This is a genomic window from Primorskyibacter sp. S87 (assembly GCF_049801055.1).
Classification (GTDB): domain Bacteria; phylum Pseudomonadota; class Alphaproteobacteria; order Rhodobacterales; family Rhodobacteraceae; genus JBNAGF01.
Genome location: NZ_JBNAGF010000004.1, coordinates 1 through 25,000, shown reverse-complemented (window position 1 = coordinate 25,000; position 25,000 = coordinate 1). Strand labels below are relative to the sequence as shown.

Below are 25,000 nucleotides of genomic sequence, written 5' to 3'. Positions count from 1 at the left end.
TCGTTCATGGATATCCCGGCTGAAACGAACAGAGTTGTCCAAGTCAAGTACACTAACCAAATGCGGTCCGCGAGGATCGCGAATGTTCTCGATCACCGACATGATCGAGAGCGGGATAGTATGCTTTTGGTTCAGAAAAAGAGGTTGCCTTTAGTTACCAGCTGGGTGGCCGCGAAAGTTAAGTCTTTCTCTTTCTGGATCAAATCAAGCGCGAGAAGGGCGTTTGGTGAATGCCTTGGCAGTAAGAGGCGATGAAAGACGTGATACTCTGCGATAAGCCATGGGGAGCTGAGAATAAGCTTTGATCCATGGATCTCTGAATGGGGCAACCCACCTGACAGTTTGTTATTGTTACCTTTGGTGATCAATAACGGGCTGAAACAGGTACTTAAGACCTGAATACATAGGGTTTTAAGAGCAAACCCGGGGAACTGAAACATCTAAGTACCCGGAGGAAAGGAAATCAATTGATACTCCCCTAGTAGCGGCGAGCGAACGGGGACCAGCCGAGCTGGATGTGTGAGAAGAACATGTTGGGAAACATGGCCATAGCGGGTGACAGCCCCGTATTCGAAGCACTGACGGACGTATTAAGTAGGGCGGGACACGTGAAATCCTGTCTGAAGATCGGAGGACCACCTTCGAAGGCTAAGTACTCCTTACTGACCGATAGTGAACCAGTACCGTGAGGGAAAGGTGAAAAGCACCCCGACGAGGGGAGTGAAACAGTACCTGAAACCGAACGCCTACAATCAGTTGGAGGGCCCTTGCGGCCTGACAGCGTACCTTTTGTATAATGGGTCATCGACTTGGTCTCACGTGCAAGCTTAAGCCGTTAGGTGTAGGCGCAGCGAAAGCGAGTCTTAATAGGGCGAATGAGTACGTGGGATCAGACCCGAAACCGAGTGATCTAGGCATGACCAGGCTGAAGGTAAGGTAACACTTACTGGAGGGCCGAACCCACACCTGTTGAAAAAGGTCGGGATGAGTTGTGCCTAGGGGTGAAAGGCCAATCAAACTCGGAGATAGCTGGTTCTCTGCGAAATCTATTTAGGTAGAGCGTCATCCGAATACCCCGGGGGGTAGAGCACTGGATGGGTAATGGGGCCCCACAGGCTTACTGATCCTAACCAAACTCCGAATACCCGGGAGTACTAGATGGCAGACACACTGCGGATGCTAACGTCCGTAGTGGAGAGGGAAACAACCCTGACCTACAGCTAAGGCCCCCAATTCATGGCTAAGTGGGAAAGCAGGTGGGACGACCAAAACAACCAGGAGGTTGGCTTAGAAGCAGCCATCCTTTAAAGATAGCGTAACAGCTCACTGGTCTAAATAAGTTGTCCTGCGGCGAAGATGTAACGGGGCTCAAGCCATGAGCCGAAGCTTAGGATGCCGTAAGGCATGGTAGCAGAGCGTAGTGTGACATAGTCTCATTCCTCCTTAACGCCTTCGGGCGTATTGGAGGAGAGAGGCTTTCGATGAAGCCGGGGCGTGAGCCATCCGGTGGAGAGATCACTAGTGAGAATGATGACATGAGTAGCGACAAAGAGTGTGAGAGACACTCTCGCCGAAAGTCCAAGGGTTCCTGCTTAAAGCTAATCTGAGCAGGGTAAGCCGACCCCTAAGGCGAGGCCGAAAGGCGTAGTCGATGGGAACCAGGTTAATATTCCTGGGCCATGGAGTGGTGACGGATCTCGAAGGTAGTTCATCCTTATCGGATTGAATGGGCTGCTGAGAGGTTCCTGGAAATAGCCCTCCTATAAGATCGTACCCTAAACCGACACAGGTGGACTGGTAGAGCATACCAAGGCGCTTGAGAGAACGATGTTGAAGGAACTCGGCAAAATACCTCCGTAAGTTCGCGAGAAGGAGGCCCGGTTCCTAGGCAACTAGGGGCTGGGGGCACAAACCAGGGGGTGGCGACTGTTTATTAAAAACACAGGGCTCTGCGAAGTCGCAAGACGACGTATAGGGTCTGACGCCTGCCCGGTGCCTGAAGGTTAAAAGGAGGGGTGAGAGCTCTGAATTGAAGCCCAGGTAAACGGCGGCCGTAACTATAACGGTCCTAAGGTAGCGAAATTCCTTGTCGGGTAAGTTCCGACCTGCACGAATGGCGTAACGACTTCCCCGCTGTCTCCAACATCGACTCAGCGAAATTGAATTGCCTGTCAAGATGCAGGCTTCCCGCGGTTAGACGGAAAGACCCCGTGCACCTTTACTACAGCTTCGCACTGGCATCAGGCACAACATGTGCAGAATAGGTGGTGGGCTTTGAAGCAGGGACGCCAGTTCCTGTGGAGCCACCTTTGAGATACCACCCTTGTTCTGCTTGATGTCTAACCGCGGTCCGTTATCCGGATCCGGGACCCTGCGTGGCGGGTAGTTTGACTGGGGCGGTCGCCTCCTAAAGCGTAACGGAGGCGCGCGAAGGTTGGCTCAGAGCGGTCGGAAATCGCTCGTTGAGTGCAATGGCAGAAGCCAGCCTGACTGCAAGACTGACAAGTCGAGCAGAGTCGAAAGACGGCCATAGTGATCCGGTGGTCCCGAGTGGAAGGGCCATCGCTCAACGGATAAAAGGTACGCCGGGGATAACAGGCTGATACTGCCCAAGAGTCCATATCGACGGCAGTGTTTGGCACCTCGATGTCGGCTCATCTCATCCTGGGGCTGGAGCAGGTCCCAAGGGTACGGCTGTTCGCCGTTTAAAGAGGTACGTGAGCTGGGTTTAGAACGTCGTGAGACAGTTCGGTCCCTATCTGCCGTGGGTGTAGGATACTTGAGAGGAGTTGCCCCTAGTACGAGAGGACCGGGGTGAACGATCCACTGGTGGACCTGTTGTTGCGCCAGCAGCAGTGCAGGGTAGCTATGATCGGACAGGATAACCGCTGAAGGCATCTAAGCGGGAAGCCCCCCTCAAAACAAGGTATCCCTGAGGACCGAGGTAGACCACCTCGTCGATAGGCCGGAGATGTAAGTGCAGCAATGCATTCAGTTGACCGGTACTAATTGTCCGATAGGCTTGATTTGATCCAGTAACAGAAAGACTGGTCAAAAGCATACAACCCCAAAAAACAATGACTTAAAAATATCAGGAAGGCCTTATTCGGTTTGGTGGTCATAGCGCAAGTGAAACACCCGGTCCCATCCCGAACCCGGAAGTTAAGCACTGTAGCGCCGATGGTACTGCGGCTTAAGTCGTGGGAGAGTAGGTCACCGCCAAACCTAATAAGGCCTTCCAATCTCTCTAAACGATGAAATCCCAAGCCTCGCCAAACACAAACGAGGCTAAACTCGGCCATACGCAAAAAAGCGAAAGCGCCCAAAACAAAGTGTCGCGGGATGGAGCAGCCCGGTAGCTCGTCAGGCTCATAACCTGAAGGTCGCAGGTTCAAATCCTGCTCCCGCAACCATTGTTACAGAACGGCCCGGAGCATTTGTTTCCGAGGCCGTTTTTGTTTGCCCCAATGCCAATAGACCCGCCAACTCTCCTACCAATTCGATTGCCAGGTCATCGCCTTCCGGGATCAGTCGGATCTCAGAGAGCAAACTGCGGATTATGGTCGTAGCTTCGGTCTTTGTGGCCGGGTCATTGAGAGCCGCGCTCAGGTTGGCAACGGTCTCACGGTAGACTTCGGCCAAGCCGGGGTGCAACAGAACCGGCGGTTCAGTCTCGCAACTGACCAGTTCGACTTCCAGTTCCGCTTTGCGGGCCTCCAGCGTGTCCATTTTGGCCTTCATGCTGGAATGGAACATGCCTTCTGTGATCGCCTCGATGATCTTGTCAATCTGCTTGATGACTTTGGCCAGTTCTCGTTCGACATTGGCTTTGCCCTTGATAACCTCAGCCGCCAACCGGTTGTACTCGGCCTGATAGGCTGTCACGAACTCTGCGATCAGGTCCGGATGCAAGAGCTGATCCTTGAGGCCGGACAGAACGCGTCCTTCCAGGTCTTCCCTTTTGATCGTCAGGCGGTTGTCACAGGTGCCCTTGTTGCGGGCATTGGCGCAGCCGTAGTGGGTTTTGCCGACGATGGTGTAACCGCCGTCGCAGCATCCGCACTTCAACAATCCTGAAAACAGGTGTTTGGCGCGGTGGGCGCGTTCAGGGCGGTTGACGCCGTCGCTTATCATGGTGCTTCGCGTGGCCTCCTGCCGGGTCTTGACACGCGACCATAGGTCTTCGGGAATGATCCGAAGGTCGGGCACCTCTTCGATGATCCAGTCTTCAGGCGGATTGAGACGGGCCTGCCGCTTACCAGTGTTCGGGTCCTTGATGAACCGCTGCCGGTTCCAAACCAGCCGTCCGGCGTAGAGTTCATTGTTTAGAATGCCTGTACCGCGCCGCCAGTTGCCGTAGATCGTGGATGCGCCCCAGCCAGCGCCGCGTGGACCTGCAACCCCTTCCTTGTTCAAAACGCTAGCGATGGCGCGAGGGCTGATCCCGGCGGCGTAGTCTTCGAAGATGCGGCGAACCACTTCAGACTGTTCTTCGTTGATGATCCGCTCGCCAGTGGAGATCTCGCCATCGGGCTGGATGTTGCGCACAACGTCATAGCCGTAAGTGATGCCGCCTGCCGACTTGCCCTTGCGGACACGTCCCTCCAGGCCGCGATGGGTCTTCTGGGCCAGATCCTTGAGGAAGAGGCTGCTCATCGTGCCTTTGAGGCCGATATGCAGCTCGGAAATCTCGCCTTCAGCCACCGTAATTATCGGGATGCCCTGAAACCGCATCTGCTTGAAGAAGGCCGCGATATGCTCCTGATCCCGGCTAATCCGGTCGAGACCTTCGGCAACGACCACATCGAACACGTTGTGGCGGGCGTCTTCCAGCAATCGTTGGTAACCGGGGCGCAAGTGGGAAGACCCGCTGAGACCGCGATCAGAGTAGGTCTCGGCTTCCCGCCAACCGTTCCCCTCGATCAGGCGCAAACACAGACGATGCTGGTCCTCGATCGATGCGTCGCTTTGCAGGTCAGTGGAATAGCGGGCGTAGATTGCTGCTCGCATGTTGGGCCTCCAGTACTGTTGGCCCGCCCCATTATAGGCACGAAATCAAACCCGTCAGCCAGAAAATTTTGCAACCCGTTGCAATTTTTTATAGATAAATAACAAGCTCTTGCTGGAAAATCACGTAGGCCATGACTTGGATGCGTCAAGCATCAACCCCCAGAAGCCCTGAAAGCTGACCTTCAATCGATCATAGGTCTGCTTCCGCTTTGCGGGACAAAGTGAGCTTTCGCTGCAGTTGCGCAAACGGCCGCTTCCGGAATCCTTGCATGGCCAAAAACGGTCGTTTTCACCGATGGCAGAAACGCATGAGCTTTGCCTAAGAACCGGACCTTGGAGGCATCTTTATCTGTACCCAACCGCCACATGCACGGCGTCTGGGTAAACCAGCCGATCCCCTTGCACGTAGTCTGAGAGGGCTTCGGCAACCTCGTCGATCAGTGCTTTCTGGGCCGCTTCGGCAAGTCCTGCAAACGCGCCCGCAATGGGCATCGACCCTAGATGTAAGGGTACAAACTCTGCCGCGAGCGGCACGTCAATCATGAGCTCTTGTCGATGAACTGCCACATTAGTGAATCCTTGAGCGCTCAACTGTTCTTTGAGATCGCCCTGAGACGGTGTTTGTCGTTGGGAGCGTTGTTTATTTGCGATCTCAGCTGAAATGTGATGCTCGACTGCAGCACAGATTGCATTTGTATATGGGCTATGCCCGTCCCAGATTGAGAAAGCTAAACGTCCGCCTGGAACAAGTAGCCGCAAAAACTCTTTGAGAGCTTGGGGTTTGTCGGGGAAGTAATGATAGCCGTGCTGCGACAGGATGACATCGTATGTCCCGGGCGGTAGACCGCTGTCGCAGACATCGCTCTCGATCCAGTTGATGTAGAGGCCATCCGCCAATTCCTTGGCCTTTGCAAGCATTGGCGCGTTAATATCGAGGCCGTCTACCCTTCCATTCGGCCCGACTTTTTCCTTTGCCATCCGCGTCGTCACGCCTGTGCCGCATGCAACATCCAAAACACTTTCGGACTTCTGAAGCGATACCAGATCAATAAGCGCCTCGGCCCATCGGCCAAACCAAAGCGGTACCATGACCTCTTCGTAGATTTGTGGTCCATTGCCCACTAGCTGGAACGTCACGGCTTTTACCCTTTTTCGCTGCCTGGCTCGGAGCACGATACACAGCAACAAACTCAACGGTCAAATTTCTACAAAGCCCGGGACAATAGCCCGTGACAGAACCTGGTGGGCAAAAACGGTCGTTTGTGGGCACTAACTTGAGATCAGCTTTGGCGGGAGCATGCAGTTGATTCACTGTGCCTTCACAGTCTAGAGCACAACCGGTTTCCCGTGAGGGGTACGAAGGTATGCGGTCTCCAAATCGATGCGACGCTGCATGCGGGTCTCCTCGCAAATACCGGCACTCTCTGTGAGCGTTTCAAGTGCACTCAGGACTGCTGCATAATATGTGTCAAGATCATCTGGAGCCCCTTTGCGCTCGGCGCTTCTCAATTCTTGGCCGAGCGTTTCTGCCCAAGTCGTCGCGGTAAAATGACCGGCTTGGACCAAATTGTCTGCCAGGGCGAGCGCCTGCGCCTGCCAAGGCTCATCAAAGACCGGCTGGGGTGGGCCAAGTGGATCGTCAGGCTGGAACAAGGTAGCTTTCCCACAAATCGAGTGTGACATCGTCGCGTGGATCGGAGTCCTCGCCCCATAACGTAACGGCGCGGAATCCAACCGTGTAAAGATGTTCCGGCACCTCGACACCTTCGGCATTGCGGTCTGGCAGCACATGCGCTCCATGATGGGCAAGAACCACACCACTCAGACCGCGCACGTACCGGGGAAGGCGCGTATGATTTGCATGCGTATGACGCCGCGCTCGGACCGTGTCTCCGACGGAAAAAGCGGGTTGTTCTAACGTTTCTCTCTCAAAGCTGAAAGCCGATGCAGCTACATCCGCTACTGCATCTTCAACCGTTATGGAAGGAGGCGGCGCAATGGGGTTTTGTACGTGACCGCGTTTGACGTCCTCAAGTGTTATCGTGCCATTGTCGAGCATCCGCACCAGATCGTTGGTGCACCACTTTTGAAAATAGGAAAAGACGAGGTAGTCAGCTGGCACCATGCGTTCGAGCCCGTGGCGAAACCAGTCAATGGTGCTGCCGGGCGCAATCGGCGACCAGCTCAACGCAAAGGCGCGTTTTTCCCAATCCTCCAAATCGCGGAAATCCTTGTCGCCGCTCTTTACGGGCACCGGGCCAAAACCCTCAATGCCGCCGAGATCGTGAATGCCGTCCATCAGCCCGCCTCCGCCTTCAAATCTCGCTCTGTCCCGATCATAGAGTTTCGGGTGACAAGGGCTGCCAGGCGTTCCTCACTCCATCCATCGGTTCCCGAGGGCCGTTGCGGGACAACGATATAGCGAAGCTCGGCAGTGCTGTCCCAGACGCGGACGCCCACATCTTCAGGGAGTGCCACGCCGAACTCTGTAAGCACTTTGCGAGGCTCTCGAACGGCGCGGGCGCGATATTCGGTCGATTTGTACCACGCCGGTGACATCCCCAGGATTGAAAAGGGATAGCAAGAGCATAGCGTGCAAACGACCATGTTGTGCTGCGTGTCGGTGTTCTCGACCGCCTTCAGGTGCGCAGTCGCGTCCCCCTGATAGTCAAACTCCTTGATGGCTTCTGCCGCGTCATCCAACAGGCGTGTCCGAAACCCCGGATCAAGCCATGACCGCGCCACTACATGCGCCCCGCGTTTCGGTCCGATATGCTCGGAATAGGCTTCAATCCAAGCGTCGAGGCTTTCAGGCGCGACGAGACCACGTTCCACTGCAAGACTTTCCAATGTCTTGACCCTGAGCACAGGGTCTGACGGCAAGTGTGTATGCAACTCGCGGTGCAGCTTCGCGGCGTTTTCACTGTCAAATGTAGGCATTCGCGTTCTCCCCAACACGATAATAGCACCGCCCGCTAAGTGATGCGATGCATTTTGGTCTTGCCTGTCAGGACGGTTTGAGAGCCCGACTTCCATACAAAGCACAGCATTCGGAAAATGGGTTCGGGGCTGTCGATGAAGCCCCAGTCCGATAGCAACCTCTGCGTGTGAAACGCTGCGGCTATAGTGTCAAAATCGGTCGTTTTTGGCACATCGTCCTGCCCTAACGTAAGATCAACGGCTTAGCCGTGTCACAAACTCCGCCCAAAATCTCTGAGGTTTTGGCAGGTTTTTGGCCGCAGCCTGAGAAGCCGACTTTCGAGCATAGCGCAGCATCAGTCTTTTTGGGCTCCTACCGGCCGTTCGCTGCATAATTCACAAACGGCCGGTATCAGTGCTTGGCACTACTTCCGCACCACTTTCTCCCCTTCCTTTCGCAGCCCGGTGATTAGATCCTGATACTCATTGCATGCGCCGATACCTTTGGCCCGGTTGTAATGTTTGTTGGCCATATCGAGCGTCGCGTGCCCGAGCACATCACGAATGATGTTTGCATTTTTGGGGTCGGTCTCTGCGATGTAGGTGGCCGCGATGTGCCGGAAGGCGTGAGGACGAAGTGCAACACCGAGAATACGTTTTGTGTCTTTCGGAAGCTGTCGGGAGAGGCCGTCTGGCGTGAGCGCATTGCCACACTGGTTGATCCACAGTGCGTTGCAGGATTTGCCCTGCAGCAACGTGGGGCGGTGGACCTCCAGATATCGCCGCATGAACGGCACCAACCTTTCCGGCAAAGGGAATTCATAAGGGCGTTTCGCCTTCATGTCTTCCGCTCCATAGCAAAGGTGGAACCCGTCGGTCTGCACCTTGAGGTGATCATCCAGCGTAGTGGCCAGCAGGGCACGGCGGCGGACAGGACGGCTGACAAGGAAGGCGACCATCAGCCCCTGGCGGACGCGAATGGCTTGTGTCAGAGGCGCATATCTGTGGTTGCCATCATGGCGCTCGATCCATTCTACCGCGCGGTGAAGAACCTCGTTGGCCGAGATATCATGGGGCGGCGGCAGGCTCTGACGTCTGGCGGTCTTCGTCAAACGTTTGGACACATGGTTGAGCCACCCCCAATCCGTTTCCGGAGACATGGCGTGGATCACGACATAGAGATCCGAAACAAGGTTGCTGACGGAAATGGGCGCAAGTCGCGCTTCGCACTCTTCGACGAATGCCTGGACGGTGTCCTTGGATACACGCGACGAGGGCGTTTCAGTAAGGTGTGCTGGCGACATGCGCATCAGGAAGGAAAGCCACTGCCCGTAGCCTTGGCGGCGCTTGGTGCGCGTGCCCTCGCTCCAACCGACGCAGGGTCCGCTGTCATCAAACCACTCTCGTGCGGCAAACAGGGCATCCCAGGCGGAACGATCCGCCAGAGGCCAGTCGCCAAACTTCAGAACGATAGGGATGGACTTAGTCATGAGTGCCTCCCCATTTGCCGAGAACGACCTTGTCATAGTGATCATGCGCCCACTGGTTGGAGAGATCGGCGTAGAAAGTCATGGCCGTCTGCTGGCTCTTGTGCTTCAACAGGCGGCGCACCGTCTCAAAGTCGCCGGGGCGTTCCCTGAGATAGAGGAAGGCCGCCAGATGGCGGAACAGATGGGCATGAACCGTCAGGCCCGTCTCGCGGTAGATCAGTGCTTTGATGTCGCTGCCAAAGTTGGCGGGATCGCGAGGTTCGCCGTTGCTCTTCTTCGGAAACAGCGCCGGGCCATTCGCACGGGTCAGAAGGGGACGGAACTTCATAATGTAGGTGTGAAGAAGTTTGGATGTGCGAGGATTGAGCGCGACCTCGATATGCTCGTTGTTCTTCACGTCTTCGGCGTCCACGCGGATCGTGTAGAGGGTGTGCGTGCCATTGCTGTGCCCGGTGACATTCTTGTCCAGCTCGAGTTGGGCAAGGTTCTTGATGCGCATGGGGCAGGACAGGAGAATGGCGATGGCAACCGCATACATGGCAGAAAGACCAGACGTGCGGGAAGCAGGGTTGGCCGAGGCGCGTTTCATCAAAGTTTCAGTCAGGCTAAGCAGACGGGCCACGTTCTGCCAGTCATTGAACTGGCCAAGGCGGTCACGGTTCTTGCTGCTCATCCCGTTGATGGCTGGGGACACCTTCTTCTGGATATTGAGGATTGCACCCAGGTCTTTCTCGGGCAGTTTGAGATGGTGACGCGCGATGGCCTTCAGCGTGGCGGCGATATTGTGGAGCCCACCATCCTTGGGGTCGCTGAGGCCACGACGCTTCATGATAGCTGTGAAGGCGCCTTTCATATTCTTTTCGCTGATCGCTTTGGACAGAGACCGAAACGTCTCCGGATCAGCCCCGGCGGTCACCAGCGCATCCAGATACTGACGCAGGTGTGCTTTGATATTGCGCAACGTGGTTGGACGCAGCGCCTTATCAGGTCCGTCTTCGTCAAACGGATCGGCCTGGCTCAGGCGATCCAGATACTTCGCGATGTCATCTTGCAGGGATTTAGGATACGAGGTGAGAGGGCGGGACCGATGCTGCCCGCCTTTCTCATAGGTGAGTTCAGCGAGGGACAGGTTCTGGCGTTTGACAATGCCATTCCACGTCTGCGCCATTTCCTTGCGGAGTTTGGCAGGGTCTTTTCCAAGCAGGCGCGCGTCGAGATAGGTTTGGAATGTGGCCATCACCTTGTCATTCACAGCGTCAGGCTCAATGCCACGAGACGCGCAATAGGTCACCAGGCGCGACAGGGCGAGAGCCTGATGCTTGGCTGCGCAGGCCGACAGAAATGCCGCCCATGCTTCGCTGGGTTCAGTTTTCGGCGCAGCGGGTGGCAGATAACCAGAGGTCTGCAACGCTTTGGTGAGAGCGGTTTTGACATTGCTCAGCGATTTGGCCGAGATGCCAGCTTGCACCGGATGGATGGTAGTCAGCAGTTTGCGCAAGGCAGGGGCGTTCGTCATCAGGTCTGCGGGCGAACGGTTCAGGTATTTGGCGATACGGTTGATCGAAGAGATCAAGTCACGACGTTGTGTGTCTGAGAGGTCCGGGTGTACCTTCAAAGATGCAATGGCATCGGCAAGCGTGGTGGAGGCGGTTTTGTCATAAGGCATGGTTTTTCCTTTCAGCCTTGGAAGGAGGGGATTGCAGCTTTGGGCATTCACGCCCGTTTGGACCCGTGGAGGCCCACGCGCGGACATTCGGGAAACCACGGCGGCGAATTTATATCCGAAGTCCGTGGGGGTGTTTTCCCGACAGCGGGAAAACGCGGGGCTTTTGAGGACTTTAGAGGACATGCCCTGCAACCCGGTTGGAACGGCTTGCGGCGAGGGCTTTCAGGTCGGTGCGGGCGATCCGCCAGTCGCGCCCAATACGTGTCGCCGAAAGGTCACCAGAAGCAATCCAGCGGCGAACGGTCTTGGTGTGGACCGAAAACACCTCTGCTACTTGACGAACGGACAGGTACTCAGCCTTGTCGGAGAAGGGGAGATTAGGCATTGGCCGCCCCTCCATTCTGCGTGGCGCGGCGGTCGGCAAAGTCTTTGCGTGCTGCGTCACGGGCCAAAAGGCGCACAAGTGCCAAAATGCCTTTGGGGATATCGGGAAGGGGAAAGGTGCCTTGATTGGCAGTAGGTGAACACGTCATGGCTCAGCTCCATTGAATGGAACCGCGTGTGTCGATGATCGTGATGGTTGGCCTTTGGGATGTTCTCCAGATAGCGAACCTCTGACCTCAAATGAGGTCAGGATCATCGCCATCGAGTGCGTCCGGGACACCTTAGCGTCCGTTCCAATCCCAATGAGGCGGTTAGTTTCTAACGACTACACATGTAGCACTATCTAACTATCTGAGCAATATGGATTTCTGGTAACCATTGGTTACTTTTCTCGGGCGAGGCAACAGGTGCCCATCGGGGTGATCGTTGGCCGCAACGCAAGATCTGAAGCGTACTCTAGTCCCAGCGGTTCTTTACAGCGCCAGACAGCACGACGGTGATTTGGTTAACGACACTTTGGGTCTCCGGGTCGATTTGATACATGAAGATTTTCGAGTGCCCTCGGCGAGTGTTGTGACCCAAGCTTTGCTGAATTTTGAAGCCCTGGCTGACTTTGGCGCGTACCGTTTTGACCATCGGGTGGCTCTCGATTTGCATGCCGCGAACGGCTTCCTTTTTTAGCCTAATTTCCCCTCCACGACCGTCGGCGCTCGTAGGATGGGGGTAGCGCTCGCTGATTTGGCGCAGGATCGCTGTCCTCTTGGCGCGCAGATGTGAAGGAAAACACCCTGTAATGTGGAGATAGGCAGCACAATCAACTGTACGTGCAAAGTAGTCGGACCCTCGGATCATGTCAGATGAGAAATCTCCGTAGAGTTCCTTGCGGTCGACAGGCCGTTTCCGATCTCGTGGCACAAAATTCATCGCTGTTTCCTTTCTGAGAGAGGCGCGAAAAATTGATAAAAATCATGGGTGTAGTACTTTCCCACTCCCCGGTAGATGCACATTACACACTGATTTCGTCCCGTCCAGAGAAAAATGAGACTTATAAGTCGTGGGCTAATTAGACTCACTGACTGATCCATCAAAGCTGATGGATGTACGAGAACGTATAGGATGGAATTTGAGACGCCTGCGCAAACAGCGGGGTGTGACACAAGAAGACTTTGCGACCGACAGCGGTTTTGATCGTGGTTATGTCAGTGGTGTCGAACGCGGGGTGAGAAATCCCTCAGCTCTTGTGATCGAACGCCTAGCAATGGCTCTAGAGGTTGATGTGGTGGAACTTTTCGACCTCGGAAAAGCGCAAGAGTTTGCGCGCAGAAAACGGCCTTGAGCTGTAGTTCGGGCGGATTCCGGACTTTCTCTGCGGGCGCGAACCGATCAAGCCGCAACGTTGAAAGCCGACATCCATATTCGCTTGAAACCGAGATGTTCTCTGCGCTGCCGCAAGGCGGCTGTGAGCCCATACCGGTAGTGCTTCGACTCGGTAGCTCGCAGATGTAGCAACACATTCAATCGGGCCGTCAGCCGCGCCGCCGAAAGGAAAGCGGCCGTTCATGCAGGGCGCAGCGGGTTTCCCGATGCCGATGACCGCGTTGCGGGACGAAGCGGCCATTGCTCTGGAGCTATGCAACGACCGCTTCTAAGGGGCTAAGTTTTTCGCGCCAAGGGCTGGATGGTTGCTGACTTGGCCAGAACCACCTTGAAGGTAGCACCGAATTCGATCCGACCATCTGCTTTTCGGAATGGCGCGATAGCTGAACGATGTGCCTTATCGACGGCGTCTTGTCCTGCCAAGCAGATTGCTTTGGCCGCGACACCAGATGCGGCCAAACCCGCGATTGCAGCCGGTTCGTCGGGATAGGACCAGGGGCTGTCGACGTCAAAAACATCGTAGGGTCTAAACCCTCCTTTCTCGACGAACTGACGCAGAACGTTGTCATCAGACAAAGCAAATGGGCCCGGTGCGCTGGGTGGCGGCGGCGGCAAAAGCGGCTTCAAAACCGTTACTACCTCAGCTGCCTCCATGCCTTCTGGATCGCCCCAAGTCGCAATGGCTATTGTGCCACCGGGTGCAAGGACGCGTTTTACCTCTGACAAAGCCTCGGCTACATCGCCGGCATATTGGATTGCGTTGAAACTTGTCACCAGATCAAAGCTGTTGTCTGGGAGCGGGAGCTCCTGCAAATCCCCTACGTGAAAGGCCGCTGCCGGCAACCGAGACTGGGCAATGTCGATCAATGCGCTTGATGCATCGAGACCAGTCACCACCGCACCTAGCGCACTGGCCTTTGCTGCCGCCATTCCTGCCCCGCAGCCGATATCAAGATATCTGGTCCCCTCGCTCACACCAGTACGGTCGAGAACCGCATCAAATACAGGTGCAATTGAGGCTTCCTGGTACCTGGCCCAATCCTGCGCCCTGTGGCCCCACAACTCCCCGTTGGTGACCCCTGTCATCGTATTGTTCCGTGTCATCGTTTTCTCCTCAATTTCCGATGACCAACTCAACCATGGTGCAGTTCTCTCAGAGTAGTGCGTAGGAAGTACTGATGCTGGTACTTCAGACGTACTAGCCCAAGTGGCTTCGCTGGGTATGATGGGCGGTGAGGAGTTTCTTATGAACGTCAAGCCATACGGTCTTCTGTGCCCGATTTCCCGCGCCAGCCAATTGCTGGAGCCTCGATGGACTATTCCAATCCTGACTGAGATTTGGGCTGGAGCCACCAGGTTCAACACGTTGCGACGACGCCTCGGCAGCATCTCCCCCGGGGTTCTATCTCGGCGACTTTCCGAGATGGAGCGAAATGGTCTGGTGGAGCGTGTCGAAGATAGTGCAACTGGTTCTGTAGACTACTTCCGCACGCCCAAGTCCGAAGCTCTGGAACCAGTCATCAAGGCGCTTGGGGTCTGGGCACAACAGAACATCGAAGCTGAGGTCGCACTCGCGGGGACACTGGCTTCGCCGATGATGTGGAAATGTCAAAGCGTGCTCCAGATAGATGCTCTGCCTGACAAGCGATCCGTGATCCGCTTTCATTTTAGGGATGAGCCAACGGACTACGACACATTTTGGTTTCTGGCCCAGCGAGGAGAGCCTCCAGAACTTTGCGTCCACGATCCTGATCTGGAGGTTGATCTGTATGTTGAAACCACATTGGTCGCAATGGGCGGCATCATAATGGGGCGAACCACTTTAGCCAAAGAGACGGAACTGGGATCCTTCTTTCTGAGTGGTGATCCACGACTGGCTCGGACATTTCAGAACTGGCTGCCCCCCGCACCCTACGCGAAGGTTCCTGACATCCTCCCACTGCGAACGGAATGACACCGGACATTCGTTGAGCGCGCAGCATTTGGGAGGTTTGGGCTCGAAGCAGTCTTGCGGCGATGCAGCAGCGCCAGCTTGAGGCGCGCTCCGGAAGCAGCCGTTCGGATGGCCCAGGTTCTTCTCTGCGTTCGAGCGGATGGCCTTGTCTGCCCACCTTCGGCAATCAGAAGCGGTCGTTGGGTGAACCGAGGCTCAACGACGGCCCCGAGCCCTTAGCGGTCTTCGATTGGAGTAAAATCTTGAGCGAGATTTCTGCTGACGAAAGAACTTGAAAACATTGATCTGCTGGAACTGGCCTAATCTAGTCCGTCGGCTGTTCCTCTGTGGCTGTCTCTTCCTGTGCGATTTCGACGTCATCGGGGTCAGGCGTCACATCCGGAATGGCTTCGGGGTCCAGACCAAGCAACCCGTTCAGTTCCGCCAACGACTCGTCAGTCAAGTCCGACACGTCATGCGGCGCATAGGCTTCGGACAAGGCTGACAACTGATCCTCCTCTGCGTCCGATAACTGGCCTTCCAGATCCGCTTTATCCTCGGCCAGTTCGGCCTGTTCATCCTGCGCGGAGACCGTGTCATTGATACTGGCCGCCATATCAGCAAGCGCTTCTTCATTTTCCGGATCATTCGGGTCCAGACCGGTCATGCCGGCTGCAAGTGCGGCGACGTCGGCTTCGTAATCGGGCGATTCCGGATCGAGGCTGTCCATGGCTTGGGCGAGTTCTTCGGCAGTATACTCGGTATCCTCCGAAATATTATCCGCTACGAACTCTTCGGACGTCGGAACGGTTTCATCCACCATATCCTGCAAGTCGGACAGCTCGTCCGACAGTCCGATGGTGGCCAGGGTCGCCTGTTCGTAAGCGGCTATCCTCCCGACCCGGCTGTTTGGCGCTGCGTTGGCGCGGGCCACTGCGCTGGCATGCGCGGCGTTGAGCCCTTTCAGGTTGCTTGCAATGGCACCCCGCGAATTGCTTTTGGCCGAGTAGCTCGCGGTGCTTTTCTGACCCCGGCGCCCTTTGTTGGGCGAGACGGTGATGCCCAGGGTCCCCAGCCCCTTGGCCAGGCCCTTCCCAATATTGGCACCCAGGCCTTTGCCGGACCCTTTGCCTTTGCCGTTTCCAATAGACCCGATGCTACGGCCAAGGCTCTTGCCGAAGTTCCCTTTGCTAAACCCGCCTTTTGCAAATCCGGAGTGGTCGCTCTTGCCATTGCTGCCTTTGCTGGCGCTGTTGCCATTGCTGGACCCTTTGCCATTTCCACCCTTGCCGTTGCCGCCGTTTCCGTTTCCACCATTACCGTTACCGTTACCGTTACCGTTTCCCCCATTTCCATTGCCCTTGGCGGTCGCCGTATCGGCCATGAAAGATATGGCGGCCGCGGTCATGACAACCGGGGTCACACACAGGGCAACTCCGACTAGGGTCGCGATCAACTTGCTGGATTTCGACTTCATTTGAGCGGCTCCCAGGAAAATTTGCCCACAACTTCAGGACGCATTCTACCGCAAGATTGTGTCAACGACCCGGCAAAAATTGGTGTATTCTATGACTGGCTCAATGCTTACGTAGACGTTGGACCGGTGACACCGTTGCAATCCTTGGGTATCCAAGACGAGAGACCCCTAGAGCCAAAGAACCAACGGATTATCTGCGATTCGCCAGGGCTATTCTTTATTACGCAGCTTTTGGGCTTTATGGCGTCAAAGACCACAATTGCGCTTGCCAATCCCGAATGTTGGAGGTCTTTTCTTGTTCGGGAGGAGTTTCATATGAAAATATCAAGCGTGTTTGCCGGTCTGCTTGCCGCAAGTTTCGTTACCGTCTCTGCAGACATTTCCGAGGCCAAAGATAAAGGCAACAAGCCTAAGGCCAGCAAAGTGAAGGTGGACGGGAAACCTGGAAAAGGTCCCAAAAAGGTGCCCCCAGGGCAGATCAAGCGTTATACGCGCGGTGCAAAACTTCCCGGTGACTTGAAATACACAGACATCGGGGACCTTTCGAAATGGAAAATGAAGCCTCCAGGACAAGGCAACCGTTACATCCGAGTAGGTGATGATATTCTTGAAGTTACAGACGACATGTCGACGGTTGTGGATGCCGTTGGAATCGTTGGAGATCTACTAAAATAACGGCTGAACGCAGATTAACGATCTTACTTGTGGAGCTGACGAATGCTGCTAGACAGCAAATGGCAGCTTTGTCCGCATCTGAGACGCTCGACACTGCCGCAGCGAATGGCCGGTTTGGGTTTCGGCCCATTTGGACGATTTGAATGTCCGGTTTCGGGAAACTGTGCTGCGCCGCCGCTTGCAGTTCCGTGACACGGTCAACCAAACAAGGCGATTTCCTCTGCACGAGCATCAGGCGGGTTTGTCCCGCATGTCGGTCACTCGCCTTTCGAAAATGCTGCACGGCGCACGAATGGCAGGTCTGGTGAAGCAGCAGCGCTTCACCAGATCGGCTGGCCAACGGCGGCTACGGGCCGTGTGCAGTCAAACTCTGCATGTTAGCTCCGTTCTGCAACGGTGGTTGCGGGCTCCCGCAACCAAATTATCCTGCGAAGCGCCCTCTGGGGCGCTTTCGTGCGTTTGGTCACCATGAGCAACCCGATCTGACTGGTCCAAATCGGCTTCCCTTCCCGCGCATGACTGCCATAGGCACCGGTAGGAAACTGAGTTCGCACAACGTATTTGACGAGAAATTGAGCGTTTCGTTTCTGTGGAACCACGAGGTCTTTAATGAGCGAAGCGCTTGTTTCCGGAAATGTCGCGGAACGAACACCGCCCAGCCCAGAACCAGTCAGATCAGGCTGCTCCGCCTGATCAAGAAAACGAGACCATCGTCAGTTCAAGGCAGAAAATCGAACAGAGCGATGGAAGAAAAGGGCTTCCCATCCGAAAAAGTCTTTTAGGATTACAGGAGTTTGCGCAAACATCGGAAAGGTGGCGCTAACAATACCAAATACCACTGTGCGTTCTTGAGCGAGTCATGTAGAAGCGGCGGCGAGCGTGTCTGAACGTCCCGCTGTATTTCGCTTCGGGCCGCGTCGCGCAAGCACAGTTTACGACCGCCAAGGGAGGCATCTGATGACAACCGACCGAGTGAACCCGAAGTTCCGCCTTGAAGATCAGGGCATAAGCAACCTTGGGAACGTCCACTACAACCTCATGCAGGCTGCCTTGGTTGAGGCTGCGGTCTCCCGCGGCGAAGGTGAGTTGGGACAGGGGGGAACTCTGCTTGTCAGCACAGGAGAGTTCACCGGTCGTTCGCCAAAGGACAAGTTTACTGTCCGCACGGAAACCACCAAGGATCAGATCTGGTGGGAAAACAACGCAGCGATGGATCCGAGCTCCTTTGACCAACTCTACGAAGACATGTTGGCCCATATGGAAGGCCGCGATTACTTCGTTCAGGATCTCTATGCTGGCGCCGATCATGCCCACAGCATCAATGTTCGCGTCGTCAACGAACTCGCGTGGCACAACCTCTTCATCAGATACATGCTTCGTCGTCCGGATCAGGACGATCTGGCGGGTTTTGTTGCCGACTACACGATTATCAATTGTCCAAGCTTCAAGGCAGATCCGGAACGTCACGGCTGCAACTCCGAAACAGTGATCGCCGTGAATATCGACCGGAAACTGATCCTGATCGGTAACACCGAATACGCGGGTGAAAACAAGAAGTCGGTTTTCGGTCTGATGAATTATCTGTTGCCCGAAAAAGGCGTCATGCCGATGCACTGCTCGGCGAACCACGCAAACGGAAACCCGGTGGACTCTGCGATTTTCTTTGGACTCAGCGGCACGGGTAAGACCACTTTGTCGGCGGATCCGAACCGGACTTTGCTGGGTGATGACGAGCATGGCTGGTCCGACAAGGGCACCTTTAACTTTGAAGGTGGCTGCTATGCAAAAACTATCAACCTGAGCCCCGAAGCAGAGCCGGAGATCTTCGCCACCTGTTCGATGTTCGGAACCGTGATCGAGAACATGGTATATGATGAAGATACCCGTGAGCTCGACTATCAGGATACGAGCCTGACCGAGAATATGCGGTGCGCCTATCCGCTGGAGTACATACCGAATGCCTCGCAGATCGGATTGGCAGGACACCCCAAGAATGTGGTTATGCTGACCTGTGACGCATTTGGTGTCATGCCGCCAATCGCGCGCCTGACACCCGAGCAGGCCATGTATCATTTTCTTTTGGGGTTCACCGCAAAGATGGCGGGAACCGAACGCGGATTGACTGAACCGCAGCCAGTATTCTCGACCTGTTTCGGCGCGCCGTTCATGCCGCGCCGCCCGGAGGTGTATGGGAAGTTGTTGCGCGAGAAAATCACGCAGCACGGTTCGACCTGCTGGCTGGTAAACTCAGGCTGGACGGGTGGTGCCTATGGTACTGGTGCTCGTATGCCGATCAAGGCGACGCGGGCCCTGCTGACAGCTGCTCTGGACGGTTCGCTGTCGGATGTGGAGTTCCGCAAAGACGCCAATTTCGGGTTTGACGTTCCCGTTTCGGTGCCCGGTGTTGCCGAAGTTCTCCTCAACCCGCGCCGCACATGGGACAACCCTGAGGCATATGATGCGCAGGCTGCGAAACTGGTGCAGATGTTCGCAGACAACTTTGAACAGTACCTGCCCTATATTGACGATGATGTTAAGGCTGTTGCTGTCGGGTAATGAATTCAGCGACGCTCAGAAAGGGCCCCGGGTTGAAAAATTCGGGGCCGTTTGCTTTTTCAGAGCCAACTCAGCCGTAGTGAGCGACCGGTGTTCCTGCTATGGCCGACATGTTGAGAAGCCCCCGTGCCGTGATGGCCGGAGTGACCACATGGGCCCGATTTCCCATTCCCATTAGGATTGGGCCGACTTCCAAGCCATCGGCTTTCATTTTCAGGATGTTTCGCACAGCACTGGCCGCGTCAACATTCGCAAACACCAGCGCATTGGCTGATCCCTGCAGCCGGGAATCCGGCAGCAGTCTTGATCGGATCTCTGCATCCAGAGCGGCGTCAAGGTTCATCTCTCCGTCATAGAGAAAATTGGAGTCACGCCGATCAAGCAGATCCATCGCGCCGCGCATTCGCCTTCCCGAATCGGTATCAAGATCGCCGAATTGCGAGTAGGAACATAGCGCGATACGTGGCTCGATCCCGAACCTTCGAATATGCCGGGCGCATCCTTCGACCGTCCGGGCAATTTGCTCGGCGGTCGGTTGTTGATTGACTTGTGTATCGGCTATGAACAGCGGCCCATCTTCAAGGATCATCATCGACAGGGCAGCCACCGGCTCCAGGTCATCTTTCTGCAGCAACTGCGTGACGTAGCGCAGGTGCCAGTGAAACTGCCCGAATGTTCCGCAAATCATGCTGTCTGCCTGACCAAGATAGACCATGATTGCGGCAATTGCCGTTGTGTTCGTGCGGGTGATAGTTCTGGCCAGATCTGGGGTGATGCCCTTGCGGGACATCAGCCCGCGATACGTCTGCCAGTACTCTGAATGGCGGGTGTCGTGTTCTGGGTCAACCAGCTCAAAATCACGACCTGGGCGGATTGAGAGACCGATTCCTTCCAGTCGCATGCTGACGACGTCGGGACGGCCGATGAGGATAGGCAGCGTTGTTGTTTCTTCCACCATGGCCTGCGCCGCACGCAATACTCGTTCATCTTCGCCTTCGGCAAAAACAACTTTTCGTCCGGCTTTGTGGGCGCTTTCGAAGACAGGCCGCATGACAAGTGCGGACCTGAAAACCGCGCCGTCGAGCGATTCTTTATAGGCTGGAAGATCCGCGATCGGGCGGGTGGCCACTCCGGTGTCCATAGCCGCCTTGGCAACTGCGCTGGCAACAACGCCAGTCATCCGAGGATCAAATGGCTTGGGTATCAGGTAGTCGGGCCCGAAAGTCAGTTGTTCGTCTTTATAGACCGAAGCGGTTTCGGCAATTGTGGTTGTTCGTGCCAATGCAGCGATTGCCTTAATACAGGCCACCTTCATTTCATCATTGATCTCGGTCGCGCCGACATCAAGCGCGCCTCGGAATATGAAAGGAAAGCAAAGAACATTGTTGACTTGGTTCGGGTAGTCAGACCGTCCGGTTGCTATGATGGCATCAGGAACCGCCGCGCGCGCGAGGTCAGGCATAATCTCCGGGGTCGGGTTTGCCAGCGCAAAGATGACGGGGCGGTTGGCCATTCGCCTAACCATGTCCGGGCTCAGCACGTCGGCCCCTGACAGGCCAAGAAAGAAGTCGGCCTCGCCGATGACGTCATCCAATCTGCGCAGTTCAGATTTCTGTGCATAAGCTGCTTTTTGCGGGTTCATATCCTCGGCCCGACCCTCGTAGACAAGCCCATGAATATCGCAGAGCCAGATGTTCTTCTTCGGAACGCCAAGCTTGACCATCATGTCCAGGCAAGCGATGCCGGCGGCCCCACCGCCCGTTGATACTACCTTGATATCTTCAAACCGTTTGCCCGCAACATGCAGCGCATTTGTGGCGGCAGCCCCCACCACAATGGCAGTTCCGTGCTGGTCATCGTGGAAGACAGGGATGTTCATCCGTTCCCGACACAGCTTTTCGACGACAAAGCAGTCTGGCGCCTTGATGTCTTCGAGATTGACTGCCCCGAATGTCGGTTCGAGCGAACAGACGATATCGGCAAGTTTCTCGGGGTCCTCTTCGTCAACTTCGATGTCAAAGCAATCAATGTTGGCGAACTTTTTGAACAGGACCGCCTTTCCTTCCATGACGGGCTTGGCGGCTTGGGCGCCGATGTTCCCCAGACCAAGAACAGCAGACCCGTTCGAGACAACCGCAACCAGGTTCCCTTTGGCAGTAAAGCGGAAAGCCTCATTCTGAGCTTTCGAAATTGCGATACAGGCGTCAGCAACGCCCGGAGAGTATGCTCGGGTGAGATCACGGCTGTTGGCCAGTGGCTTTGTTGCGCGAATCTCGAGTTTTCCCGGCTTGGGGAACTCATGGTAGTCCAGCGCCGCATTCTTAGCCCGGCCGTCCGAATCTTGTACCAACTTGGTCCCTCCAATTTTTCAGCTTTCAATTTCTGGCCGTCAGTAAACCCCGTGGCATGGAAATTTACAGCCCAAATCAATACCCCGAACCTATTTGGCCCCTGTTTACGTGATTATGATTATTTTCATTCGATCATTGGGAGCAGTTTGTCGAGCGACGCTTTTGCGTCTCCGTAGAACATGCGGGTGTTTTCCTTGAAGAAGAGGGGGTTTTCGATGCCGGAATATCCGGTTCCCTGCCCGCGTTTCATCACGAAGACCTGCTTGGACTTCCAGCATTCCAGCACCGGCATGCCGGCGATGGGTGAGTTGGGGTCGTCCTGTGCGGCCGGGTTGACGATGTCGTTCGAGCCGATGACGATCGAGACATCCGTTTCCGGGAAGTCCTCGTTGATCTCGTCCATCTCCATCACGATGTCGTAGGGCACTTTTGCTTCGGCCAGCAGCACGTTCATGTGTCCGGGCAGGCGCCCGGCGACGGGGTGGATGGCAAAACGGACATTCTTGCCCTTGGCGCGCAGCTTCTTGGTCAGGTCGCTGACTGCAGCCTGCGCCTGTGCCACGGCCATGCCGTAACCGGGGATGATGATGACGCTGTCGGCCTCGTTGAGCGCGGCGGCCACGCCGTCGGTCTCGATCGCAACCTGCTCGCCCTCGACCTCCATCTGCGGCCCCTGCTCGCCGCCGAAGCCGCCGAGGATCACAGAAACGAAGGAGCGGTTCATCGCCTTGCACATGATGTAAGACAGGATCGCACCCGAAGAGCCCACCAGCGCACCGACCACGATCAGCAGGTCGTTGCCAAGCGAGAAGCCGATCGCTGCCGCGGCCCAGCCCGAGTACGAGTTGAGCATCGAGACAACCACCGGCATGTCGGCGCCACCGATGCCCATGATCAGGTGATAGCCGATGAACAGCGCCGCGATGGTCAGGATCAGCAGCGGAAAGAAGCTACCCGAGTTCAGGTACCAGATCAGGCACAGCAGCGACAGCGCGGCCGCACTGGCGTTCAGCACATGGCCGCCAGGCAGCTTGGTGGCCGCCGAGGTCACCTTGCCCGAGAGCTTGCCATAGGCAATCACCGAACCGGTGAAGGTCACGGCCCCGATCCAGATGCCCAGCGAGGCCTCGACCCGCAGGATGTTGATCTCAACGCTGTCCTTCTTGGCCAGCAGCGCGGCAAAGCCTTCCAGCGCTTTCTTTGCGGTCTCGTCCATCGCCATGACGTTGCCCAGTTCGAAATGGGCATTGAAGCCCACGAACACGGCAGCCAGACCGACCAGCGCGTGCATGCCGGCCACCAGTTCCGGCATCTGGGTCATCTCGACCCGCGACGCCAGCTGATAGCCGATCATGCCACCGGCCGCGATCAGGATGATCGACAGCCACCACAGGCCTGCACCGGGACCGATCAGAGTGGCAAACACCGCCAGCGCCATGCCGACAATTCCGTACCAGACAGCGCGCTTGGCGCTTTCCTGGCCCGAAAGGCCGCCCAGCGACAGGATGAAGAGAACAGCAGCGACAACATAGGCCGCAGTCGTAAATCCGAAGTCCATTGTCCTCTACTCCTTCAGGATTTCTGGAACATGGCGAGCATGCGCCGGGTCACGAGGAAGCCGCCAAAGATGTTGATCCCGGCCATGAAGACCGAAAGCGCGGCGAGGAGGATCACCAGGAACGAGCCCGATCCCATTTGCATGAGCGCACCCAGGATGATGATCGACGAGATCGCGTTGGTCACCGCCATCAGCGGCGTGTGCAGGCTGTGTGCCACGCCCCAGATCACCTGGAAGCCGACAAAGACCGCCAGCACGAACACGATGAAATGCTGCATGAAGCTGGCCGGGGCCACAAGGCCAACGCCCAGCATCAGCGCCCCGCCAATGGCCAGCAGGGTCACCTGCTGCTTGGTCTGCGCCTTGAACTCGGCAATCTCCTGCGCCCGCTTTTCTTCGGGCGTCAGTTCCTTGACCTCTTGCTTGGGCTGCGCCGCGATCGCCTGCACCTTGGGCGGCGGTGGCGGGAAGGTAATGTCGCCCTGATAGGTCACCGTGGCGCCGCGGATCACGTCATCTTCCATGTCGTGATTGATCTGACCGTCCTTCTCGGGCGTCAGATCGGCCATCATGTGGCGGATGTTGGTGGCGTAAAGCGACGAGGACTGTGCCGCCATCCGGCTCGGGAAGTCGGTATAGCCGATGATGGTTACGCCATTGTCGGTCACGATCTTCTCGTCAGCCACGGTCAGCTTGCAGTTGCCGCCCTTCTCCGCCGCCAGATCGACGATCACCGAACCCGGCTTCATCGCCTCGACCATGTCCTTGGTCCACAGCTCCGGCGCCTCGCGGTTGGGGATCAGCGCCGTAGTGATCACGATGTCCACTTCTGGCGCCAGCTCGCGGAACTTGGCCAGCTGCGCTTCGCGGAACTCGTCGGACTGCACCGAAGCATAGCCGCCGGTCGAGGCGCCGTCCTGCTGCTCTTCCTCGAAGTCGAGATAGACGAACTCGGCCCCCATCGACTCAACCTGCTCGGCCACTTCGGGGCGCACGTCGAACGCATAGGTGATCGCACCGAGACTGGTCGAGGTGCCGATCGCGGCAAGACCCGCAACCCCGGCGCCGACAACCAGAACCTTGGCCGGTGGGACCTTGCCCGCCGCCGTGATCTGGCCCGTGAAGAACCGGCCGAAATTGTTCCCGGCCTCGATCACCGCCCGGTAACCCGCAATGTTCGCCATCGACGACAGCGCGTCCATCTTCTGGGCCCGGCTGATCCGGGGAACCATCTCCATGGCGATCACGTTGGCCCCCTTCGCCTTCGCCGCCTCCATGCCAGGCTCGTTGCCAGCAGGGTTGAAGAACGAAATCAGCGTCTTTTCCTTCGTCAGACGCTTCAGCTCCGTCTCGTTCGGCTGACGCACCTTCGCAATGATGTCCGAAGCCTTCCAAAGACCCGCCGCCGTCTTGATGATCTCAACCCCGGCAGCCGTATAAGCCGCGTCCGAAAAACCCGCAGCAGCTCCGGCCCCAGCCTCAATCGCGCACTCATAGCCAAGCTTCTGCAACTGAATCGCAGACTCAGGCGTCATCGCAACGCGAGACTCGCCCGAAAATGTCTCTCTAGGTGTCCCTATCTTCAACCTTCTTGTCCCCCTTTG

Annotated in this window: 19 protein-coding genes, 1 tRNA gene and 2 rRNA genes; 7 read left to right on the top strand and 15 right to left on the bottom strand. The window is 56.3% G+C overall.

From position 1 onward, the window contains the following. The first annotated feature begins 202 nt into the window (after positions 1-202). The 3 genes from ACP15U_RS08315 (at position 203) to ACP15U_RS08305 (ending at position 3,413) form a co-directional block, all read left to right on the top strand. Positions 203-3,030 (top strand): 23S ribosomal RNA (locus tag ACP15U_RS08315). A gap of 80 nt (positions 3,031-3,110) precedes the next feature. Continuing rightward, positions 3,111-3,225, top strand: a 5S ribosomal RNA gene (gene rrf, locus ACP15U_RS08310). A 111-nt stretch (positions 3,226-3,336) separates the two neighbouring features. Further along, a tRNA-Met gene (locus ACP15U_RS08305) sits at positions 3,337-3,413 on the top strand. Here the strand turns inward: ACP15U_RS08305 and ACP15U_RS08300 are convergent. The 10 genes from ACP15U_RS08300 to ACP15U_RS08255 all read right to left on the bottom strand — a co-directional run bounded on the left by ACP15U_RS08300 (position 3,370) and on the right by ACP15U_RS08255 (position 12,393). After that, the gene (locus tag ACP15U_RS08300; protein ID WP_425044985.1) at positions 3,370-5,010 is read right to left on the bottom strand and encodes a recombinase family protein; all 1,641 of its coding nucleotides are present in this window, start codon (positions 5,008-5,010) and stop codon (positions 3,370-3,372) included. The genes ACP15U_RS08305 and ACP15U_RS08300 overlap by 44 nt on opposite strands. Before the next feature lie 345 nt (positions 5,011-5,355). After that, entirely contained in the window at positions 5,356-6,147 is a 792-nt protein-coding gene (locus tag ACP15U_RS08295) for a class I SAM-dependent methyltransferase (protein WP_425044691.1), read from the bottom strand. A gap of 189 nt (positions 6,148-6,336) precedes the next feature. Next, complete coding sequence (locus ACP15U_RS08290; protein WP_425044690.1) at positions 6,337-6,663, bottom strand: nitrile hydratase accessory protein; 327 nt, start codon at positions 6,661-6,663, stop codon at positions 6,337-6,339. Continuing rightward, positions 6,650-7,309 carry a nitrile hydratase subunit beta gene (nthB, locus tag ACP15U_RS08285; protein ID WP_425044689.1) on the bottom strand — a complete coding sequence of 220 codons (660 nt, stop codon included), beginning with the start codon at positions 7,307-7,309 and terminating at the stop codon, positions 6,650-6,652. Before nthB ends, ACP15U_RS08290 begins: the two co-directional genes overlap by 14 nt. Next, on the bottom strand, positions 7,309-7,950 hold the full coding sequence (nthA, locus tag ACP15U_RS08280; RefSeq protein WP_425044688.1) for a nitrile hydratase subunit alpha: 642 nt from the start codon (positions 7,948-7,950) through the stop codon (positions 7,309-7,311). The genes nthB and nthA overlap by 1 nt, the downstream gene beginning before the upstream one ends. A gap of 404 nt (positions 7,951-8,354) precedes the next feature. Then, positions 8,355-9,419 (bottom strand): tyrosine-type recombinase/integrase, encoded by a 1,065-nt coding sequence (locus tag ACP15U_RS08275; protein WP_425044687.1) that lies wholly within the window; start codon positions 9,417-9,419, stop codon positions 8,355-8,357. Continuing rightward, complete coding sequence (locus ACP15U_RS08270; RefSeq protein ID WP_425044686.1) at positions 9,412-11,085, bottom strand: tyrosine-type recombinase/integrase; 1,674 nt, start codon at positions 11,083-11,085, stop codon at positions 9,412-9,414. Before ACP15U_RS08270 ends, ACP15U_RS08275 begins: the two co-directional genes overlap by 8 nt. A 172-nt stretch (positions 11,086-11,257) precedes the next feature. Then, a complete protein-coding gene (locus ACP15U_RS08265) occupies positions 11,258-11,470 on the bottom strand; it encodes a helix-turn-helix domain-containing protein (protein WP_425044685.1) in 213 nt (70 codons plus the stop codon). After that, positions 11,463-11,618: a hypothetical protein gene (locus ACP15U_RS08260; RefSeq protein ID WP_425044684.1), complete on the bottom strand. Its 156-nt coding sequence runs from the start codon at positions 11,616-11,618 to the stop codon at positions 11,463-11,465. The genes ACP15U_RS08265 and ACP15U_RS08260 overlap by 8 nt, the downstream gene beginning before the upstream one ends. A 307-nt stretch (positions 11,619-11,925) precedes the next feature. Further along, positions 11,926-12,393, bottom strand: a complete 468-nt coding sequence (locus ACP15U_RS08255) for a hypothetical protein (protein WP_425044683.1) — start codon at positions 12,391-12,393, stop codon at positions 11,926-11,928. A gap of 169 nt (positions 12,394-12,562) precedes the next feature. Here ACP15U_RS08255 and ACP15U_RS08250 point away from each other — a divergent pair, with 169 nt between their 5' ends. Continuing rightward, on the top strand, positions 12,563-12,805 hold the full coding sequence (locus ACP15U_RS08250; protein WP_425044682.1) for a helix-turn-helix domain-containing protein: 243 nt from the start codon (positions 12,563-12,565) through the stop codon (positions 12,803-12,805). Positions 12,806-13,122: 317 nt separating this feature from the next. Here ACP15U_RS08250 and ACP15U_RS08245 read toward each other — a convergent pair whose 3' ends face one another. Then, positions 13,123-13,950 carry a class I SAM-dependent methyltransferase gene (locus ACP15U_RS08245; protein ID WP_425044681.1) on the bottom strand — a complete coding sequence of 276 codons (828 nt, stop codon included), beginning with the start codon at positions 13,948-13,950 and terminating at the stop codon, positions 13,123-13,125. A 142-nt stretch (positions 13,951-14,092) separates the two neighbouring features. Here ACP15U_RS08245 and ACP15U_RS08240 point away from each other — a divergent pair, with 142 nt between their 5' ends. Further along, positions 14,093-14,800 carry a winged helix-turn-helix transcriptional regulator gene (locus ACP15U_RS08240; RefSeq protein ID WP_425044680.1) on the top strand — a complete coding sequence of 236 codons (708 nt, stop codon included), beginning with the start codon at positions 14,093-14,095 and terminating at the stop codon, positions 14,798-14,800. 304 nt (positions 14,801-15,104) lie between these two features. Here the strand turns inward: ACP15U_RS08240 and ACP15U_RS08235 are convergent, their stop codons facing one another. Beyond that, complete coding sequence (locus ACP15U_RS08235) at positions 15,105-16,256, bottom strand: hypothetical protein (RefSeq protein ID WP_425044679.1); 1,152 nt, start codon at positions 16,254-16,256, stop codon at positions 15,105-15,107. Here ACP15U_RS08235 and ACP15U_RS08230 point away from each other — a divergent pair, their 5' ends adjacent. Beyond that, positions 16,257-16,931 (top strand): hypothetical protein, encoded by a 675-nt coding sequence (locus tag ACP15U_RS08230; protein ID WP_425044678.1) that lies wholly within the window; start codon positions 16,257-16,259, stop codon positions 16,929-16,931. 957 nt (positions 16,932-17,888) lie between these two features. Next, on the top strand, positions 17,889-19,487 hold the full coding sequence (locus ACP15U_RS08225; RefSeq protein WP_425044677.1) for a phosphoenolpyruvate carboxykinase: 1,599 nt from the start codon (positions 17,889-17,891) through the stop codon (positions 19,485-19,487). Positions 19,488-19,557: 70 nt separating this feature from the next. Here the strand turns inward: ACP15U_RS08225 and ACP15U_RS08220 are convergent, their stop codons facing one another. The 3 genes from ACP15U_RS08220 to ACP15U_RS08210 form a co-directional block, all read right to left on the bottom strand. Continuing rightward, the gene (locus ACP15U_RS08220; protein WP_425044676.1) at positions 19,558-21,837 is read right to left on the bottom strand and encodes an NADP-dependent malic enzyme; all 2,280 of its coding nucleotides are present in this window, start codon (positions 21,835-21,837) and stop codon (positions 19,558-19,560) included. 125 nt (positions 21,838-21,962) lie between these two features. After that, entirely contained in the window at positions 21,963-23,396 is a 1,434-nt protein-coding gene (locus ACP15U_RS08215) for an NAD(P)(+) transhydrogenase (Re/Si-specific) subunit beta (protein WP_425044675.1), read from the bottom strand. A gap of 14 nt (positions 23,397-23,410) precedes the next feature. Further along, positions 23,411-24,982 carry a Re/Si-specific NAD(P)(+) transhydrogenase subunit alpha gene (locus tag ACP15U_RS08210; protein ID WP_425044984.1) on the bottom strand — a complete coding sequence of 524 codons (1,572 nt, stop codon included), beginning with the start codon at positions 24,980-24,982 and terminating at the stop codon, positions 23,411-23,413. Positions 24,983-25,000: the final 18 nt, after the last annotated feature.

Bases quoted from the DNA above. Each gene is read 5' to 3' on its own strand.
- ACP15U_RS08300 (WP_425044985.1), bottom strand. From the start codon at position 5,010: ATGCGAGCAGCAATCTACGCCCGCTATTCCACTGACCTGCAAAGCGAC.
- nthB (WP_425044689.1), bottom strand. From the start codon at position 7,309: ATGGACGGCATTCACGATCTCGGCGGCATTGAGGGTTTTGGCCCGGTG.
- nthA (WP_425044688.1), bottom strand. From the start codon at position 7,950: ATGCCTACATTTGACAGTGAAAACGCCGCGAAGCTGCACCGCGAGTTG.
- ACP15U_RS08275 (WP_425044687.1), bottom strand. From the start codon at position 9,419: ATGACTAAGTCCATCCCTATCGTTCTGAAGTTTGGCGACTGGCCTCTG.
- ACP15U_RS08270 (WP_425044686.1), bottom strand. From the start codon at position 11,085: ATGCCTTATGACAAAACCGCCTCCACCACGCTTGCCGATGCCATTGCA.
- ACP15U_RS08265 (WP_425044685.1), bottom strand. From the start codon at position 11,470: ATGCCTAATCTCCCCTTCTCCGACAAGGCTGAGTACCTGTCCGTTCGT.
- ACP15U_RS08260 (WP_425044684.1), bottom strand. From the start codon at position 11,618: ATGACGTGTTCACCTACTGCCAATCAAGGCACCTTTCCCCTTCCCGAT.
- ACP15U_RS08255 (WP_425044683.1), bottom strand. From the start codon at position 12,393: ATGAATTTTGTGCCACGAGATCGGAAACGGCCTGTCGACCGCAAGGAA.
- ACP15U_RS08250 (WP_425044682.1), top strand. From the start codon at position 12,563: ATGGATGTACGAGAACGTATAGGATGGAATTTGAGACGCCTGCGCAAA.
- ACP15U_RS08245 (WP_425044681.1), bottom strand. From the start codon at position 13,950: ATGACACGGAACAATACGATGACAGGGGTCACCAACGGGGAGTTGTGG.
- ACP15U_RS08240 (WP_425044680.1), top strand. From the start codon at position 14,093: ATGAACGTCAAGCCATACGGTCTTCTGTGCCCGATTTCCCGCGCCAGC.
- ACP15U_RS08235 (WP_425044679.1), bottom strand. From the start codon at position 16,256: ATGAAGTCGAAATCCAGCAAGTTGATCGCGACCCTAGTCGGAGTTGCC.
- ACP15U_RS08225 (WP_425044677.1), top strand. From the start codon at position 17,889: ATGACAACCGACCGAGTGAACCCGAAGTTCCGCCTTGAAGATCAGGGC.
- ACP15U_RS08215 (WP_425044675.1), bottom strand. From the start codon at position 23,396: ATGGACTTCGGATTTACGACTGCGGCCTATGTTGTCGCTGCTGTTCTC.